The 16,246-nt window shown below is 61.5% G+C and carries 16 protein-coding genes; 10 read left to right on the top strand and 6 right to left on the bottom strand.

Going from position 1 to position 16,246, the window contains the following annotated elements; all coding sequences use genetic code 11:
• Positions 1 to 184 precede the first annotated feature (184 nt).
• From lptF to rsmA, 6 genes are read left to right on the top strand one after another with little or no spacing between them, the layout of a single operon-like run.
• Positions 185 to 1,324 (top strand): LPS export ABC transporter permease LptF, encoded by a 1,140-nt coding sequence (gene lptF / locus D3P04_RS11100; RefSeq protein WP_119748841.1) that lies wholly within the window; start codon positions 185 to 187, stop codon positions 1,322 to 1,324.
• Positions 1,321 to 2,430: an LPS export ABC transporter permease LptG gene (gene lptG / locus D3P04_RS11095; RefSeq protein WP_119748839.1), complete on the top strand. Its 1,110-nt coding sequence runs from the start codon at positions 1,321 to 1,323 to the stop codon at positions 2,428 to 2,430. Before lptF ends, lptG begins: the two co-directional genes overlap by 4 nt.
• Positions 2,427 to 4,823 carry an LPS-assembly protein LptD gene (locus D3P04_RS11090; protein ID WP_119748837.1) on the top strand — a complete coding sequence of 799 codons (2,397 nt, stop codon included), beginning with the start codon at positions 2,427 to 2,429 and terminating at the stop codon, positions 4,821 to 4,823. The genes lptG and D3P04_RS11090 overlap by 4 nt, the downstream gene beginning before the upstream one ends.
• Positions 4,824 to 4,855: 32 nt before the next feature.
• Positions 4,856 to 6,124 (top strand): peptidylprolyl isomerase, encoded by a 1,269-nt coding sequence (locus tag D3P04_RS11085; protein ID WP_119748835.1) that lies wholly within the window; start codon positions 4,856 to 4,858, stop codon positions 6,122 to 6,124.
• Positions 6,125 to 6,128: 4 nt separating this feature from the next.
• Positions 6,129 to 7,094: a 4-hydroxythreonine-4-phosphate dehydrogenase PdxA gene (pdxA, locus tag D3P04_RS11080; protein WP_119748833.1), complete on the top strand. Its 966-nt coding sequence runs from the start codon at positions 6,129 to 6,131 to the stop codon at positions 7,092 to 7,094.
• Between the two features lie 28 nt (positions 7,095 to 7,122).
• On the top strand, positions 7,123 to 7,974 hold the full coding sequence (gene rsmA, locus D3P04_RS11075; protein WP_119748831.1) for a 16S rRNA (adenine(1518)-N(6)/adenine(1519)-N(6))-dimethyltransferase RsmA: 852 nt from the start codon (positions 7,123 to 7,125) through the stop codon (positions 7,972 to 7,974).
• A gap of 71 nt (positions 7,975 to 8,045) precedes the next feature.
• Here rsmA and D3P04_RS23685 read toward each other — a convergent pair whose 3' ends face one another.
• From D3P04_RS23685 to prfA, 3 genes are all read right to left on the bottom strand, one after another.
• Positions 8,046 to 8,879 (bottom strand): DUF4167 domain-containing protein, encoded by an 834-nt coding sequence (locus tag D3P04_RS23685; RefSeq protein ID WP_232844976.1) that lies wholly within the window; start codon positions 8,877 to 8,879, stop codon positions 8,046 to 8,048.
• Positions 8,880 to 9,138: 259 nt separating this feature from the next.
• Positions 9,139 to 9,984, bottom strand: coding sequence for a peptide chain release factor N(5)-glutamine methyltransferase (gene prmC / locus D3P04_RS11065; protein ID WP_119748829.1), 846 nt, complete (start codon positions 9,982 to 9,984; stop codon positions 9,139 to 9,141).
• Positions 9,981 to 11,033: a peptide chain release factor 1 gene (prfA, locus tag D3P04_RS11060; protein ID WP_119748827.1), complete on the bottom strand. Its 1,053-nt coding sequence runs from the start codon at positions 11,031 to 11,033 to the stop codon at positions 9,981 to 9,983. Before prfA ends, prmC begins: the two co-directional genes overlap by 4 nt.
• Before the next feature lie 247 nt (positions 11,034 to 11,280).
• Here prfA and rpsF point away from each other — a divergent pair, with 247 nt between their 5' ends.
• From rpsF to rplI, 3 genes are read left to right on the top strand one after another with little or no spacing between them, the layout of a single operon-like run.
• Positions 11,281 to 11,643 (top strand): 30S ribosomal protein S6, encoded by a 363-nt coding sequence (gene rpsF, locus D3P04_RS11055; protein WP_119748825.1) that lies wholly within the window; start codon positions 11,281 to 11,283, stop codon positions 11,641 to 11,643.
• Positions 11,644 to 11,656: 13 nt separating this feature from the next.
• On the top strand, positions 11,657 to 11,884 hold the full coding sequence (gene rpsR / locus D3P04_RS11050; protein WP_119748823.1) for a 30S ribosomal protein S18: 228 nt from the start codon (positions 11,657 to 11,659) through the stop codon (positions 11,882 to 11,884).
• A gap of 12 nt (positions 11,885 to 11,896) precedes the next feature.
• On the top strand, positions 11,897 to 12,493 hold the full coding sequence (gene rplI, locus D3P04_RS11045) for a 50S ribosomal protein L9 (RefSeq protein ID WP_119748821.1): 597 nt from the start codon (positions 11,897 to 11,899) through the stop codon (positions 12,491 to 12,493).
• 151 nt (positions 12,494 to 12,644) lie between these two features.
• On the opposite strand, the gene hisG is transcribed toward rplI, so the two are convergent.
• Genes hisG through hisS form a run of 3 tightly spaced genes read right to left on the bottom strand, consistent with a single transcriptional unit; the run spans position 12,645 to position 15,852 of the window.
• Complete coding sequence (gene hisG, locus D3P04_RS11040) at positions 12,645 to 13,319, bottom strand: ATP phosphoribosyltransferase (protein ID WP_119748819.1); 675 nt, start codon at positions 13,317 to 13,319, stop codon at positions 12,645 to 12,647.
• Positions 13,316 to 14,374 (bottom strand): ATP phosphoribosyltransferase regulatory subunit, encoded by a 1,059-nt coding sequence (locus tag D3P04_RS11035; RefSeq protein ID WP_119748817.1) that lies wholly within the window; start codon positions 14,372 to 14,374, stop codon positions 13,316 to 13,318. The genes hisG and D3P04_RS11035 overlap by 4 nt, the downstream gene beginning before the upstream one ends.
• A complete protein-coding gene (gene hisS, locus D3P04_RS11030; protein WP_119748815.1) occupies positions 14,371 to 15,852 on the bottom strand; it encodes a histidine--tRNA ligase in 1,482 nt (493 codons plus the stop codon). Before hisS ends, D3P04_RS11035 begins: the two co-directional genes overlap by 4 nt.
• A 52-nt stretch (positions 15,853 to 15,904) precedes the next feature.
• Between hisS and D3P04_RS11025 the strand changes: the two genes are divergently transcribed.
• A complete protein-coding gene (locus tag D3P04_RS11025) occupies positions 15,905 to 16,123 on the top strand; it encodes a SlyX family protein (protein WP_119748813.1) in 219 nt (72 codons plus the stop codon).
• Positions 16,124 to 16,246: the final 123 nt, after the last annotated feature.

Raw genomic sequence — 16,246 nt, 5'->3', positions numbered from 1 at the left:
GATGCGCTGCCGCGATTGACCCGGCCGGACCCGGCTGGCAGACAGCCCCCGGCCCGACCAAAACGCATGAACAGGTGTTGCCGTCGGTCGCCAAACCGTTCTAGCGGCGGAACTTCCCCTTGGCCAGAGCCGTCCTTGCCGCTAATCAGGGCAGAACGCCGCAGGATCAAAAGGCCCGCCCCGAATGCCCCGGATCGACCGATACATTCTCAGCCAGTTGCTGACCCTGTTCGGCTTCTTCGCATTGGTACTGGTCTCAGTCTACTGGATCAACCGCGCCGTCAGTCTGTTCGACGACCTGCTGAGCGACGGCCAGACGGCGCTGGTCGTTCTGGAATTCACCGCCCTGACATTGCCGATCGTGATCTCGGTGGTTCTGCCGGTCGCGGCCTTCGCGGCATCAGCCTATGGCACCAACCGGCTGACGGGCGAATCCGAGATGGTCGCCATGCAGGCCGCCGGCCTCTCGCCGTGGAGACTGGCGCGCCCGGTCCTGGTCTTCGGCATCTTCGTCGGGCTTCTGGTCGCCATTCTCGTTCATGGCCTTGTACCGATGGCCCGCGCGCGACTTGCCGAGCGCGAAACGGCAATCGCCGAAAATGTCACCGCGCAATTCCTGCGCCCGGGCGAGTTTCAATATCCGACGGAAGGCGTCACCCTGTTCATCCGCGAGGTCGCGAAAGACGGCCGGCTGCTGGACCTGTTCATCGAAGACGCCCGCAATCCCGACAACCAGACGATATACAGCTCGGAAGAAGCTCTGGTCGTCCGCAAGGATACCGGCCCCGTTCTGGTGCTGCTTCAGGGCATGTCGCAGAATATGCGCAAGCAGGACGGCAACAGGCGCCTGTCGGTGGTTCGATTTTCCGAGTTCAGTTATGATATCGGAGCGATGTTCCACGCCAGAGACCGGCGCGGGCAGGATTTGCGCGAATATACGACCTGGCGTCTGTTGAATCCCGATCAGGACTTGCTGAATGCCACCGGCGCAAGCGCCGGACAAGCAAAACGCGAGGCACATGAACGTATTGCGCAGCCATTCCTGTCGCCGGTTTCCGCCATGATCGGTTTCGCGGCATTGCTGGTGGGCGGATTCTCGCGTTTCGGAGTCTGGCGACAGGTTTTCTGGGCGATTCTGCTGCTGATCTTCGTGCAATTCGTCAGCAACGCCGCAGCGGATCAGGTAGGTAAGAATTTCAATCTCTGGCCGTTATTATATATGCCGGCTCTGATCGGTACCGCGATCAGTCTGATGTTGCTCTGGCTTGCAGCAAAACCACGGCCCCGGCCACGATTGAAATCACGCAAGGAGGGCACGGCGTGATTCTTGCCCGATATGTCGCCCGGCGTTTCCTGCGCAGTTTCCTGCTTATCGCCGGAGTTTTTCTGCTAATTCTGTTTCTCATCGACATGATCGAGATGATCCGCCGCTTTGCGGACCGAGACATCGGGCTGACCGGGGCGGCGCGTCTTGCGGCGCTTAATATCGCGGGCAGTTTCTATGCCATTCTGCCGTTGATTACGGTTCTGGGGGGCATTGCGCTGTTCATCAACCTCGCGCGGAGTTCCGAAATGGTGGCGATCCGGGCCTCGGGCCGTTCGGGCATCAAGGTCGTGACCGCGCCCGCCGTCACCGCGATGCTGATCGGGTTCCTGACCGTCGGGCTATTCAATCCCATCGTTGCGGCGACCGGCAAGATGTTCGACTCGGCGGTCGCGAATATCGAGCGCGACGGGAGACAGACCGTTTCCGTCGGTGACAGCGCCGTCTGGCTTCGGCAATCGGAGGCCGAGACCGGTGACGATGCCGGGCAGATCGTCATTCGCGCCGCACGCGCAAGCCCCGATGCGACCACGCTTTACGATGCCTGGTTCCTGATTTTCGAGCGCGAAAGCGGGCCGACACGCCGGATTGAGGCGCGCGAGGCGCGGCTTGCCCCCGGCGAATGGCAACTGACAGGGGTCAAGGAATATCCGCTGGATCGCCCGAATCCCGAGGCCGCCGCGACAGAAAACGAGACACTCACCCTGCCCTCCGAATTGACCGCCCAGCGGATCCGCGATGGCTTCGGGCGGCCCGATTCAGTGCCGATCTGGCAATTGCCCGGCTTTATCGCTGGACTCGAGCGGGCAGGTTTCAGCGCCGCCCGGCACCGGGTCTGGTTGCAGATGGAACTGGCGCGGCCCTTCGTCATGGCTGCCATGGTCATGATCGCCGCCGCCTTCTCGATGCAGCATGTCCGTGGCAGAAATACCGGAATCGCGGTTCTTCTGGCCTTTGCCGCCGGGATCGGCTTGTTCTTCCTGCGTAATATGGCGCAAATTCTCGGCGAGAACGGACAGCTTCCACCCCCGCTGGCGGCGGCGGCACCTCCGCTGATCGGGGCGCTGCTGGCCCTTGGCCTGATCCTGCACCGGGAGGACGGATGACCGCAAGACGACACAAGGGTTTGCTCAGGACCACTGGGCTGGCTGGCATCGCGGGGCTGGCGGTGCTGCTGCCCGGACTGGCGGCGGCACAGCAGAATACCGCCTCCGGCTCAGCAGGCCCGGAATGGCAGGCCCCCGCCGATTCCAGCATCCAGCAACGTGCAGGAGGGGCCGCGCTTGCGCCTCAGGCCACCCCGCTGGCCAATCGCCCCGTCGCCGATCGCACGCCTTCACCGCGCCTGCCGGAAACGGTAGAACCAACTGCGGATATTACCCTTGATGGAACGGTCCCCGACGCGGAATCGCCCGATGAGGCGGCGACCGTTCTGGCCGACAGTCTGGTATTGCAGGGGGACCAGACGCTTATCGCCGCGGGCGGCGTCGTGGTCTGGTATCAGGGCGCACGGCTGGTCGCCTCGCGCATGATCGTGGACGGCGAAAGCGGAGAACTGACGATCGAGGGACCGATCCATCTGTCACGGCCGGGCGCGGCGGATCCCGAAGCGGCAGCGATCCTGATCGCAGATTCTGCGCAACTGGACCGCGAATTGCAGGACGGCATCGTCCGCGGCGCAAGGCTGGTCATCGCTCATGAGTTGCAACTGGCGTCCAGACAGGCCACCCGCAGCGAGCAGGGCCGTTTCACACGACTGGAGAATGTCGTGACCTCGGCCTGCCAGATTTGTGCCGAGAATCCAGTGCCGCTATGGGAAATCCGCGCGCGCAGCATCACCCATGACGCCCGGACGAGCCTGCTTCATCTTGATCATCCACAGTTTCGCGCCTTCGGCCTGCCGCTTGCCGCTGTTCCCTTTACGGTGACCGCGCCCGATCCGACGGTCGAACGGCGCTCGGGCTTTCTCAGGCCGGAATTCCGGACCACCTCGCGGCTTGGCTTCGGGATGAAGCTTCCTTATTTCGTCACCCTCGGCGACCACGCCGATATGACGATCATTCCCTATTTCTCGACCAGCCGCACACGCACGCTGGAACTGCGCTATCGTCAGGCATTCAGAAATGGCGCGATGGAGTGGAGCGGCGCAATCAGCCGGGACGATATCGAACCGGGCGAGACGCGCGGTTATCTGTTCGGGGCCGCCGAGTTCGAGTTGCCGCGCGGATATAAGCTGGGGGTACGGATTCAGGCGGCCTCGGATCGCAGCTATCTGCTGGATTACGATGTCACCGAAGCAGACCGGCTCTGGAGCGGTGTGACTCTGGAGCGGATCAAGCGCGACAAGCTGCTGATCGCGCGGGTCGGCAATTATCATTCGCTTCGCGATTACGAAGATAATGACACATCGCCTGCGCAGGTTGCCGACGCACTTTGGCAGCGTCGCTTCACCCCGAACTATATCGGCGGAGAAGCATTGATGGAATGGTCGCTTCATGCACATCGCCGCCCCTCGGACGAGGACGTGAAGGGCCGCGACATCGCCCGGGCCTCATTCGGGTTGGACTGGCGTCGCAGCGAGATCCTTCCAGGCGGTTTCGTCGGCGCGGCGATATTGGGGCTGGACGCGGATCTTTACCGCATCGCGCAGGACAACAGATACGAGGATGCCGTCCTCCGCGCCTATCCAACGACAGGTGTCGAACTTCGCTGGCCGCTGGCCGGATATTCTGGCGGCGCCACGCATTTGGTCGAGCCGGTGGTGCAGCTTCTCTGGTCCCCTCGCGGCGGTGATGACGATATCCCGAACGAGGATAGCCGCCTGATCGAATTCGACGAAGGCAACCTGTTCTCGACCAATCGTTTCCCGGGCTGGGACGCTCGGGAAACGGGATTGCGTGCGAATCTGGGCGTCAGCTGGACGCGAATCGATCCTCAAGGCTGGTCCATCGGCCTGACCGGAGGGCGGGTCTTCCGCGACCGGGCCGTCAGCCAATTCCCCAAGGATTCACCGCTTAGCGGGCAGCACTCGGACTGGCTGCTGGCCGCGCATTACGACAGCGGAACCGGGCTGGCCATCTCGAACCGCGCATTGTTCGACGATTCCTTCAACTTCTCGCGCAATGAATTGCGACTTGGCTGGCTGCGCTCCGATCTGCAGCTTTCTGCCGGCCATCTGTGGATCGACAGCAATCAGGACGAGGGCCGCCGCACAGATATCAACGAATTCACTGCGAATATCGGCTGGCAGATCACGGATGGCTGGTGGGGCAGTGCCGAGACGCGCTATGATTTCACCGCAAATCAGGCACAGATGGCAGCTTTGGACCTCACCTACAGAAACGAATGCGTGAGCGTGGAGATGGGCCTGTCGCGCCGCTTCACCGATTCGGATAACGTGCGGCCAGAGACAAGTTTCGATCTGTCGGTCCGTCTTGGCGGGTTCGGCAGGCAAAAAGACATCCCGGGCACAGTGGCGCGGCGCAGCTGCATGCGCTAGTCTTGGGCCGAAGAAGAATTTGGGGGCAGCATATGCGGCATCTTATTTCCGGCATCGCCATCTCGGCCTGCATGGTGTTCGGGCAATTCACGCCCGCCTCGGCGCAGAATCCATTCGAGCCGGTGGTCTATGTCAATGATCGTGCCGTCACGGGCTACGAGATAGATCAGCGGATACGCTTCATGCAGCTTCTCGGTGCCGGGGACACGGACCGTAAGGCAGCGGAGGATGCGCTGATTCAGGATCGGCTGCGGATGTTCGAGGCGCAGCAGATGGGTATCCAGGTCAGCGAAGAAGAGCTGGATATCGGGCTTGAGGAATTCGCCAGTCGCGCGAATATGAGCGCGCCGGAATTCATTGCCGCGCTGGAAAATGCCGGGGTCGAATATCAGGTCTTTCGCGATTTCGTCGAGGCAGGCGTGGCATGGCGGGGCGTTATCCGTCAACGGCTCCTGCCGGCGATCAATGTCAGCGACGCCGAAGTGGATCAGGCCCTCAAACAGGTGATCGAGACTCCGATCGTGACGCGGGTCCTGCTTTCGGAACTGGTCATTCCCGCCCCGGAAGGCCAGGAAGATCAGGCAATGCAGCTTGCCAATTCCATCGTCGCAAGCAACCCGAGCGATGCCCAGTTCGCAGAGGCGGCACGCCAATATTCCGCCGCCGATTCCGGCAGACAGGGCGGCCAGTTAGAGTGGGTCGATATCGATAATCTGCCGCCGGGCCTGCGCCCCGTCATTCTTGGACTTCAGCCCGGACAGGTCTCGCAACCTCTTAATGTGACCGGTGCCGTCGTCCTGTTCCGGCTTCGTGACAGCCAAGGCACATTGCGCCCCGGCGCGCGCGAGCAATTGCTGGATTATGCGACCCTCCGGCTGACATCCGCCAGCGAGGCCGCCTCGCTTGCCGCACGCAGCCAGAGCTGTGCGGATCTTTATGTTCAGGCGGGCACGGCATCCACGCGGATCAACCGTCAGACCGCTTCGCAAAGCGCAATCCCGACGCTGATCGCCACCCGGCTTGCCTCGCTGGATGCGGATGAGGCCAGTGTCGTGGATTATGGCGGCAGCGCGGATCTGGTCATGCTTTGCTCGCGTCAATCTGCATTACTGGCGCAGGATGATTCGGATGTCGCCACCACCGCCGAAGAACCGGATGGTGTGGAGGCCGCCGTTCCCGATCAATCGGGCATTCCAGATCGCACGGCGATGCGCGAGCAATTATTCAACCGCAAGGCAAATGAAATGGCGAACGCCCTGCTGGAGGAATTGCGGGCGGACGCGGTTATCCGCCGGCCCTGACGACATGGCCGGACGCGTTCTGCTGACCTGCGGAGAGCCCGCCGGAATCGGACCGGAAATCGCCACCCGCGCGTTGGGTTGCGGGGTGGATTATGTCTGGATCGGCGACGCGCGCCACCTGCCAGATGACGTCCCCCATACCCGGATCGCCGCAGTCGACGATCCGGTTCCGGTGGGTCACCTTCCGGTGCTACAGCATGATTTCCCCGCCGCTGTCACTGCCGGTCAGCCAAATCCGGAAAATGCGCAAGCCGTCATCGATGTAATCGCCCGCGCCGTCAATCTGGCATTGCAGGATCAGGCCCGCGCGATGACAACCCTGCCGATCAACAAGCGTGTGCTGAAGGAAGGAGCGGGCTTTCCTTTCCCCGGGCATACCGAATATCTTGCCCATCTGGCCGGGGATCCTCCGGTCGCGATGATGCTGGCATCGACCTCTGTCACGCCCCCTTGCCGCGTGGTTCCGGCAACCATCCATATCGCCCTGGCCGAGGTTCCTGCCACCCTGACCCCTGCCAGGCTTGAGGAAGCGATCAGGGTGACGCATGCCGCGATGATCCGCGATTTCGGCATCCCCACGCCCCGCCTTGCCATCGCCGGTATCAACCCCCATGCGGGCGAAGGCGGCAATATGGGGCGCGAAGAGATCGATTTCATCGCGCCCCTTCTGGAACGGCTCCGCAATGAGGGTATTAACCTTACCGGACCGTTACCGGCAGATACGATGTTTCATGCCCCCGCACGCAAGAAATATGACGCGGCGATCTGTGCCTATCACGATCAGGCCCTGATCCCGATCAAGACGCTGGATTTCGCGGGCGGGGTCAATGTCACGCTGGGCCTGCCCTTCATCCGTACTTCACCCGATCACGGCACCGCCTTCGATATTGCGGGTACCGGTCGGGCAGATCCCGCATCGACAATCGCGGCGCTAAGGATGGCCAAAGACATGGCGGCACGGCGCAGATGATGGCACGTGACGGTCAAAGGGCGCGAATATGAGCAGCCTCGACGGCCTCCCCCCCTTGCGAGACGTCATCGCCCGTCATGAACTGCGCGCGAAAAAGCAGCTTGGTCAGAACTTCCTGCTTGATCTGAACCTGACGGCCAAGATCGCCCGGCAAGCAGGGGATCTGACGCAATGCGATGTTCTGGAAATCGGCCCCGGCCCCGGAGGCTTGACACGTGGGTTGCTGGCCGAAGGCGCGCGCCGGGTTCTGGCCATCGAAAAGGATGCCCGTGCACTGCCCGCGCTGGAAGAGATCGCCTCGGCTTATCCCGGCCGTTTACGCGTGCTTAATGACGATGCCCTCAAGATCGACCCGCTGGCCCATCTGACGCCACCGATCCGCATTATTGCCAATCTTCCCTATAATATCGGCACCGAATTGCTGATTCGCTGGCTGACGCCCTCGGAATGGCCGCCATTCTGGCAATCACTGACCCTCATGTTTCAGAAAGAGGTCGCCGAGCGCATCACGGCGCGGCCGGGCAGCAAGGCCTATGGCCGGCTTGCGCTGCTTGCGCAATGGCGGGCGGATGCGCGGATCGTCATGACGCTGCCGCCGGAAGCCTTTGTCCCTGCGCCGAAGGTGCATTCCGCGGTCGTTCATATCACGGCACTGCCCAAGCCGCGTTTTCCCGCCAATCCGGCGATCCTGTCGCGAATTACGGCGGCGGCGTTCAACCAGCGTCGGAAAATGCTGCGGGCATCGCTGCGGGCTGTGCATCCGGATATCGAAAGATTGCTGGAAACCGCAGGAATTGCCCCCACGTCACGCGCAGAAGAAATCGACCTTGAACAATTTTGCGCCCTCGCCCGACTGGTTGCAGAGGCGCAAGGAAATTAACGCAGATCGCAACCGACGAGACAGAGTTTCGTCACGCTTCCCGAGATTCGGAACGCCCCCATCAGCCGGGATCAACCCTCGCTGTTGTCAGTGCCGTTCTTTTCCGGTGCCGGAACGGCACTAGCTTCCGCGCTGTCGTCAGAAGCCTTCGTGCTCTTCTTGCGGCTTGTTGTCGTCCGCGAGCTGCGGGTTCGGGTCGTGCTGGGCTTGGCACGCGATTTCCGACCGCTCCCGCTTTCCGGGGTCTCGACCAGCCCGCCCTCTTCCGACGAGCCGACAACATCCGGCAATCCCAAAGCCGACGGTTCGGACTGTTCGGGTGCGGGGGAATCAACAGTTTGGGATACGGGCTTTGCACGTCCGGTCCCGGTTTCCGCAGAGCTGCTACGCGACCGGCTGGAACGACGGGGCGATCCGCCGGATTTGCTGGCGGTTTGCGGAATTTCCACCTGCGATCTTTCCGCGTCGGACGTCACGGCAGGTTCGGATTGGGATGTGAATTTTTCGTTTCCGGCCTGATTTGCATCAGCCTGCACTGAAGCAGCGCCCTCCCGGCCATGATCGCGTGACATATGGTCACGGCCACCATTGTCGCGATCATCCTCGCCATTCGGGCGATTATGCTGCTGTTGCTGGAATTGCTGCTGCCGTTCTGCCATTTCGCGCTGTGCTTCGCCCAGCAGCCGGGTGTAATGCTCGGCATGCTGAAAGAAGCTTTGCTCGGCCACACGGTCATTGGATAATTGCGCATCGCGCGCCAGCATCAGATATTTGTCGATGATCTGCTGTGGCGTGCCGCGAACCTTACCCTCCGGGCCGGAGCTGTCGAAGACGCGATTGACGATATTCCCCAGCGAGCGCTGGCGATTGGACTTGTTGCGCGAACGTGATTTCGATGATCTCATCAGTTTGTCTGTATGTGGTTCCAGTTGTCTGGACAACGTTTAAGGCGGCCACCGCGGCGAAATCCGCGCCCTGCCATTCAGCCTTGTCCTGCGTTCATGCGATGCGCTTGGCACATCAAACGGTTTCGGCATTGTCGGGCTGACATATGCGGCAGCCTTTCGGCCCCAGCATGTCGGTGACTAACCACGCCAGCAGGGTCATGACAAGGGAAAAATTTCAAGTTTTCTCCATTTCCATGCAAAATCCGCCGATCAATGGCTAAAAACGTGCCAATATGACACGATCCCGACCGTCAAGATCGGCAAAACAGCGTGTCTCTGCGCCATGGCTGCGAAAAATCGTCGCAACCGCTTCGCCCTGTTTATGGCCGATCTCAACCAGAACATGGCCGTGCGGGGTCAGATGTTCTGCCGCTCTGCCAGCGATGACACGATAGGCGGATAATCCATCCGCCCCATCGGTCAATGCCCGGCGCGGCTCCCACTTGCCCACTTCAGGAGCAAGCCCGGCCATTTCATCAAGCGCGATATAAGGCGGATTCGAGACGATCAGGTCAAAACGCCCATTCACGGTAGAAAACCAGTCCGAGACCGCCAACCGCGCTGTCACCCCAATCAGATGGGCATTCCGCCGCGCCACATCAAGCGCCGCTTCGGAAATATCGGTTCCTGTCCCCACACTGCCGGGCCGCGCAGCCAGAAGCGAAATCAGGATCGCGCCAGTTCCCGTCCCCAGGTCCAAGACGCTGCCCCAAGGCAGTTTCAGCGCTTCTTCAACCAGGGTTTCCGTCTCTGGCCGCGGATCCAGCGTGTCGCGGGTCACGATGAATTCATGTTCCCAGAAGGCGCGGCTGCCGGTGATCTGGCTGACCGGTTGCCGGGCCGCGCGGGCGTCGATCATTCGCTGATAAACGGCTTCCAATTCGGGCGAAACGACAGCCGCAAGATATTGCGCCCGATGATGATCCTTGATCGCCTCTCCCCTCATCTGGCGCAGCGCATGCATGAACAACAGCGACGCATCCCGATAACCATCCGCGATCCCCGCCGCTTCAAGCCGCCGCTGCGCGGCATGGCACAGGTCTTTGCCTGTGGGCCCGCTCATTCCTGCGCGGCCAGCCGCGCGGCCTGATCATGCGCAATCAGCGCGTCGATGATATCGCCCAGATCGCCCTGCATCACCTTGTCCAGCGCGTAGAGCGTCAGGTTGATCCGATGATCGGTCATCCGGCCCTGCGGAAAATTATAGGTCCGGATCCGCTCGCTGCGATCACCGCTGCCCACCTGGGATTTACGATCCGCCGCACGTTCGTCATCGCTGCGCTGCCGCTCGATATCGTAAAGCCGCGCGCGCAGGACCGCCATGGCGTTGGCGCGGTTCTGATGCTGGGATTTTTCCGAACTGGTCACGACGATCCCCGTTGGAATATGGGTCACCCGCACCGCCGAATCGGTAGTGTTCACATGCTGCCCCCCCGCACCCGAGGCCCGCATCGTGTCGATGCGGATGTCGCTGGCGGGAATATCGATATCGACCTCTTCCGCCTCGGGCAGCACTGCCACGGTGGCAGCACTGGTATGAATCCGCCCGCCCGATTCGGTTTCCGGCACCCGCTGCACCCGATGCACGCCCGATTCGTATTTCAGGCGGGCGAAGACGCCCTCTCCCTCGATCCGCGCCACGGCCTCCTTGATGCCGCCAAGCTCGGTTTCACTATATTCCAGCAACTGAAACGACCAGCCCTGTATCTCGGCATAGCGGCGATACATGGCCAGCAGATCACCCGCGAACAACGCCGCCTCGTCCCCGCCGGTCCCCGGCCTGATCTCGACGATCGCTGGACGGGAATCGGCAGCATCCCGGGGCAGCAGCGCGAGTCGCAATTTCTGCTCGAGCTCCGGAAGTTCCTCGCGCAACCGGGCCAGTTCATCCTCGGCCAGTTCGCGCATCTCGGGATCGGCAAGCATCGCCTGTGCCTCGGCGACCTGGGCACGCGAATCCTGCCATTGGCCAATCTGTTCGACCACCGGCTTCAACTCGGCATATTCGCGGCTGATCCCTGCGATCTGAGCCGGCGCGGCGCCGGCATTCAACTGCGCCTCGAGAAATTCGAAACGCTGGATTATCTGTTCAAGGCGGTCTTCTGGCAGCATGAAGGGGGATTACCTCTGCCGGGGCCAGCCGTAAAGCGTGATAACAGCTGTTCTCATACTGATGCCCGAATATCCGCCCCTTTCCGGCAAGGCTGCATTTCCCCAGAATCCTCTTGCATCCTCAGCCATTGCCGCTATAAGGCCCCATCTTTCCGCAAACTATTCGCAATCGGCGTAACCTCTCGTGGCGGGAGTGGAAAGACAAAGCCTGCCTTTGAAGTGCGCTTGACAAGATGAAAGGATCGCCATGCCTCTGTACGAGCATGTGCTGATCAGCCGTCAGGACCTGTCCAATACGCAGGCCGAAGGGCTGATTGAACATTTTTCGACCGTTCTCGCCGATAATGGCGGCAAGGTCGTGGATCATGAATACTGGGGTATCCGCACCCTCGCCTACAAGATCAACAAGAACCGCAAGGGCCATTACGCCTTCCTCCGCAGCGACGCGCCCTCTGATGCCGTCCACGAGATGGAACGCCTTGCCCGTCTGCATGACGACGTGATGCGCGTGATGACCATCCGTGTCGATGACCATAAAGAAGGCCCCTCGGTACAGATGCAGAAACGCGAAGAGCGTGGCGATCGTCGCGAACGCCGTGAGCGGAACTGAGAGGATCTGAACAATGGCAAGCAAACCGTTTTTCCGCCGCCGCAAGGTCTGCCCCTTCTCGGGAGAGAACGCGCCGGTCATCGACTACAAGGACACCCGTCTTCTGCAGCGCTATATCAGCGAACGCGGCAAGATCGTGCCTTCCCGTATCACAGCCGTCTCGGCCAAGAAGCAGCGTGAGCTGGCCCGCGCGATCAAGCGTGCCCGCTTCCTCGCCCTGCTTCCCTATGCCGTGAAGTAAGGAGGACATATCATGCAAGTCATCCTGCTGGAACGTGTGGCCAAGCTGGGCCAGATGGGCGAAGTCGTAAACGTAAAGCACGGCTACGCCCGCAACTTCCTGCTGCCTCAGGGCAAGGCGCTTCGTGCGTCCGAAGCGAATCTGAAGGCCTTTGAAGAGCGTAAGGTTCAACTTGAAGCCCGCAACGCCGAGACCAAGACCGACGCGCAGAAAATCGCCGACAAGCTGGACGGTCAGTCCTTCGTCGTGATCCGCTCGGCTTCCGATTCGGGCGCGCTTTACGGTTCCGTTACCACCCGTGACGCAGCCGATGCCGCGACCGAGGCGGGCTTTACGGCGGATCGCAAACAGGTCGTTCTGGGTCAGCCGATCAAGGAACTGGGCCTGCACAAGGTCCAGATCATCCTGCACCCCGAGGTCGAGGCGACAATCACCCTGAACGTCGCCCGCACCAATGAAGAGGCCGAGATTCAGGCGCAAGGCAAATCCATTCAGGATATTGCCGCCGAGGCCGATGCCGAAGCCGAGTTCGAAATCGCTGAACTGTTCGACGATATCGGAAGCGCCACATCGGACGAGGACGGCCCCGAGGACGAAGACCGCAGCTGATCCGGCATTCATGCCATCTGAAAAGGCCGTCGCAGGAAACTGTGGCGGCCTTTTTCATGAGCCGGGTCCGCTTCCAGACAGATTTCACGGCCAAAGCGTATACCGCACCGCCTGATATACAGATCAGGCGAGACCCCAGGAATTCCCGGATTTATAGACCAAGCTGATTCAGAAACCGCTTCATATTCGGATCCATCGCTGCCCGGTTGGCGAATAATGTCGCCTGCGAGCGCAAGATCGGCTCTTCCGACAGGATTTTCAGGTTATTTGCCCTCAGGGTCGCGCCGGAACTGGTGATATCCGCAATCGCCTCGGCGGTCTGGTTGGCCACGGTGCCCTCGGTCGCGCCCTGACTGTCGACCAGCTGATAATCCGCAACTTCATGCGCAGCCAGCCATGCCCGCACCAGCCGGTGATATTTGGTGGCGATTCGCAGACGAAACCCATGCACGGCGCGAAAATCGCGGGCGATCGAGGTCAGATCGTCCAGATTCTCGCAATCGCACCAGCATTCAGGCACTGCAAGGATCAGATCGGCATGACCGAATCCCATCGGTACCGCCTCGACGATATCCGACTTCCAGCCGGCCAGTTTTTCGCGGATCAGATCAGTGCCGGTCACGCCCAGCTCGATTCGTCCCGCCCGAAGTTCGCGAGGGATCTCTCCTGCCGACAGCAACACCAGTGAAACGCCCTCGGCGCCCTCGACCTGCCCTGCATATTCGCGGTCCGAACCGCTGCGCGACAGCCGCACGCCGCGATCTGCAAACCAATCGAAGGTCTGTTCCATCAGCCGCCCCTTGGACGGTACCCCCAACCGGATCATGCCGCCTCCAGTTCCGCAAGCAGGCCGGGACGAATGATGCCCCCAACCGCAGGAATCCTGCGCCCTTTGCCCAGAACCGAGGTCAGGGCGTCATAACGCCCGCCCGAAGCAATCGGTGGCCAGCCGCGATCCCCGGCCATGAAGCTGAAAGTGAAACCGTCGTAATATTCCATCGTGGTCCGGCCGTGACTGGCGTCGAAGACAACCTGTTCAGGGGCGACGCCCGCACGCGCGATCTTGTCGAAACGGATTGCGATCCGTTCGACCGCCCCCGCGATCTCTGGCCATTCCAAAGCGAGTTCCCGCAGCATGACGACAGCTTCGGATGCGGGCGCCCGGACCGCGAATAACCGCTTCAGCCGTTCAGTCCAGACCGCGGGCAATGGCGGGGATCCCGCATCCGCCTGCAGCCGGTCGATCCGGGCCTGCATCTCGGTCGCGCTGCGCAGCCCCGTCCAGGACGCCGCGCTTTGCGGAAAATCACGCGGTCTGGTCTCGGCTGAAAACCGTATCAGCAGTTGCTGAAACCGCCCTGCCCGCCAGATATGGTGCAGCAGGGCATCCCGGCGCGGCGCTGGCAGCGGCAAGCCGCGCACGGCATCCAGCAACAAGCCCATATCTCCGGTTTCAGCACGTGCGCCATAGGGCGATAACAGGCGATAAAACAGAGCAAACACTTCAGCATCCGCGCCGGTTTCATGCGAGAAAAGCTCGAACCCCGCTTGCAGATATTCGTTGTCGCGCGGCGTTTCGGGGCGGGTATCGCCCATATCCTGCTTGCGGAATACCTCGCCCAGATAGCAATAGCGGGCCGGTTCCGCGCCATTCTCCATATGCGCCTGCACAACCGGCACAGTGAAATCCGGCCGCAGCATCATCTCGCCGCGGATCGGATCACTGGTGACATAGGCGCGGGCACGGATATCCTCGCCATACAGATCCAACAGGCTTTCGGCGGGAAGCAGGATATCGGGCGCGACTTCTTCCGCGCCCGCCTCGCGGAACGCCGCGAGAAGCCTTTTCCCGACCGTCTGCTTGTCGCAACGCAAAGTCATCCGAGTATCCGCCGGACTTCAGCCACCAATCCGTTGCGCGGGACTTCCGTCTGAGCGGGCTGGGATTTCCATTCGTCAAGACTTGCCTCGGCCGCGATTTTCGCGCCAAGGACCAGATCCTTGACCTGAACCACGCCTCTTACCGCCTCATCCGCGCCCTGGATGATCGCCACCGGAGCCCCGCGCTTGTCGGCATATTTCAACTGATTGCCGAAATTCTTCGGATTGCCCAGATAAACCTCGGCCCGGATACCGGCGGCGCGCAATTCGGCGGCCATCGCCTGATAATCCGCCATCCGGTCGCGATCCATAACGGTAACGACAACCGGTCCGCTCGTCTCGGCCCCGGCCAAACCCTTGGCCCGCAAGGCGGCAAGCAGGCGATCCACGCCGATGCTGATGCCGGTAGCGGGAACCTTCTGACCGGTGAACCGCTCGACCAGTCCGTCATAGCGTCCACCACCTGCGACGCTGCCGAATTGCCGCTTGCGGCCCTTGTCGTCAAGAATTTCAAAGGTCAGTTCCGCCTCGAAAACCGGCCCGGTATAATAACCCAACCCGCGCACGACAGAGGGATCGATCACCACACGATCTTCGTCTATCCCCATCACCTTCAGCATGGCGGCAATCTGCGTGAGTTCATCCACGCCCTCGGTCCCGATCTCAGAATTGCCTACTGCCACGCGCAGGTTCTCCGTTGTTGCGGCATTGTCATCACCCTTGGCGGTCATGAAGGCAAGGATCGGTGCAGCTTGGGTTTCGCTTAGCCCCACACCGTCAATGAAGGCTCCGGATTCGTCTTTGCGCCCCGATGTCAGCAACGCCGAAACGCCGTCTCTGCCCACCTTGTCGAACTTGTCGATCTGACGCAGTACGTCATCGGACTGATCCTCTGCCACGCCAGCGGTCTCAAGCACGCCATTCAACACCTTGCGATTATTGATCCGCACGATGTAATCGCCCCGCGCGATCCCCACCGCCTCAAGCGCATTGGCCAGCATCGCGCAGATCTCGGCATCCGCCGCGACCGAGGCAGAACCCACCGTATCGGCATCGCATTGATAAAACTGCCGGAACCGCCCCGGCCCCGGCTTTTCATTCCGCCAGACCGGCCCCATGGCAAAGCGGCGATACGGCATGGGCAGATCATTGCGGAACTGCGCGGCGACACGGGCCAGCGGCGCGGTCAGGTCATAGCGCAGCGCCAGCCAGTCGCCCGAGCCTCCGCCCGGCACCGCCTCTTCCTGCCATGCGAAGACCCCGGCATTGGGCCGGTCGACATCGGGCAGGAATTTTCCCAGCGCCTCGACGGTCTCGACGGCGCTCGTTTCCAGAGGATCGAAACCGTGGCGATGATAGATTTCCGCGATACGGTCCAGCATCACCTTGCGTTCCGTCACATCCGCGCCAAAATAGTCACGAAAGCCCTTCGGCGTTTCCGCCTTGGGACGGGGCTGTTTCTTCTTATCCTTCGCCATGGTCCTGTGCCCTTCCGGCCAATCCGTGGCTGCTCTAACGGAAGGGGGCCAAATGGACAAGCAGCACGAGGCGCGAATCGAGCATCTTGAAGAGGTTCTGGCCCATCTGACACGCCTCACCGAGGATCTGAGCGAGGTCATCGCCCGGCAGGATGCCGAGATCGCCCGCCTGACGCGCCGCGTCGAAATGCTGATGCAGGCCGAAGCGACTCGCGAGGCCGAAGCGGGCAATACCGTCCCGCTGGCGGATCAGCGTCCCCCGCATTGGTAAGCCATACTGATCCAATTTCCGCAACCGGCGCCGCGCCCGCCCGGCACCAAGGCTATTGCGAGGGCTGAAATCCCGCTTTCCCCCGCATGTGTCATGCGCTAGACCGCTTGGCGGACAGTTTTC

Source organism: Paracoccus onubensis, assembly GCF_003591515.1.
In the GTDB taxonomy this organism is placed as follows: Bacteria; Pseudomonadota; Alphaproteobacteria; order Rhodobacterales; family Rhodobacteraceae; genus Paracoccus; species Paracoccus onubensis.
This window is presented reverse-complemented; position numbering and strand designations above follow the sequence as displayed.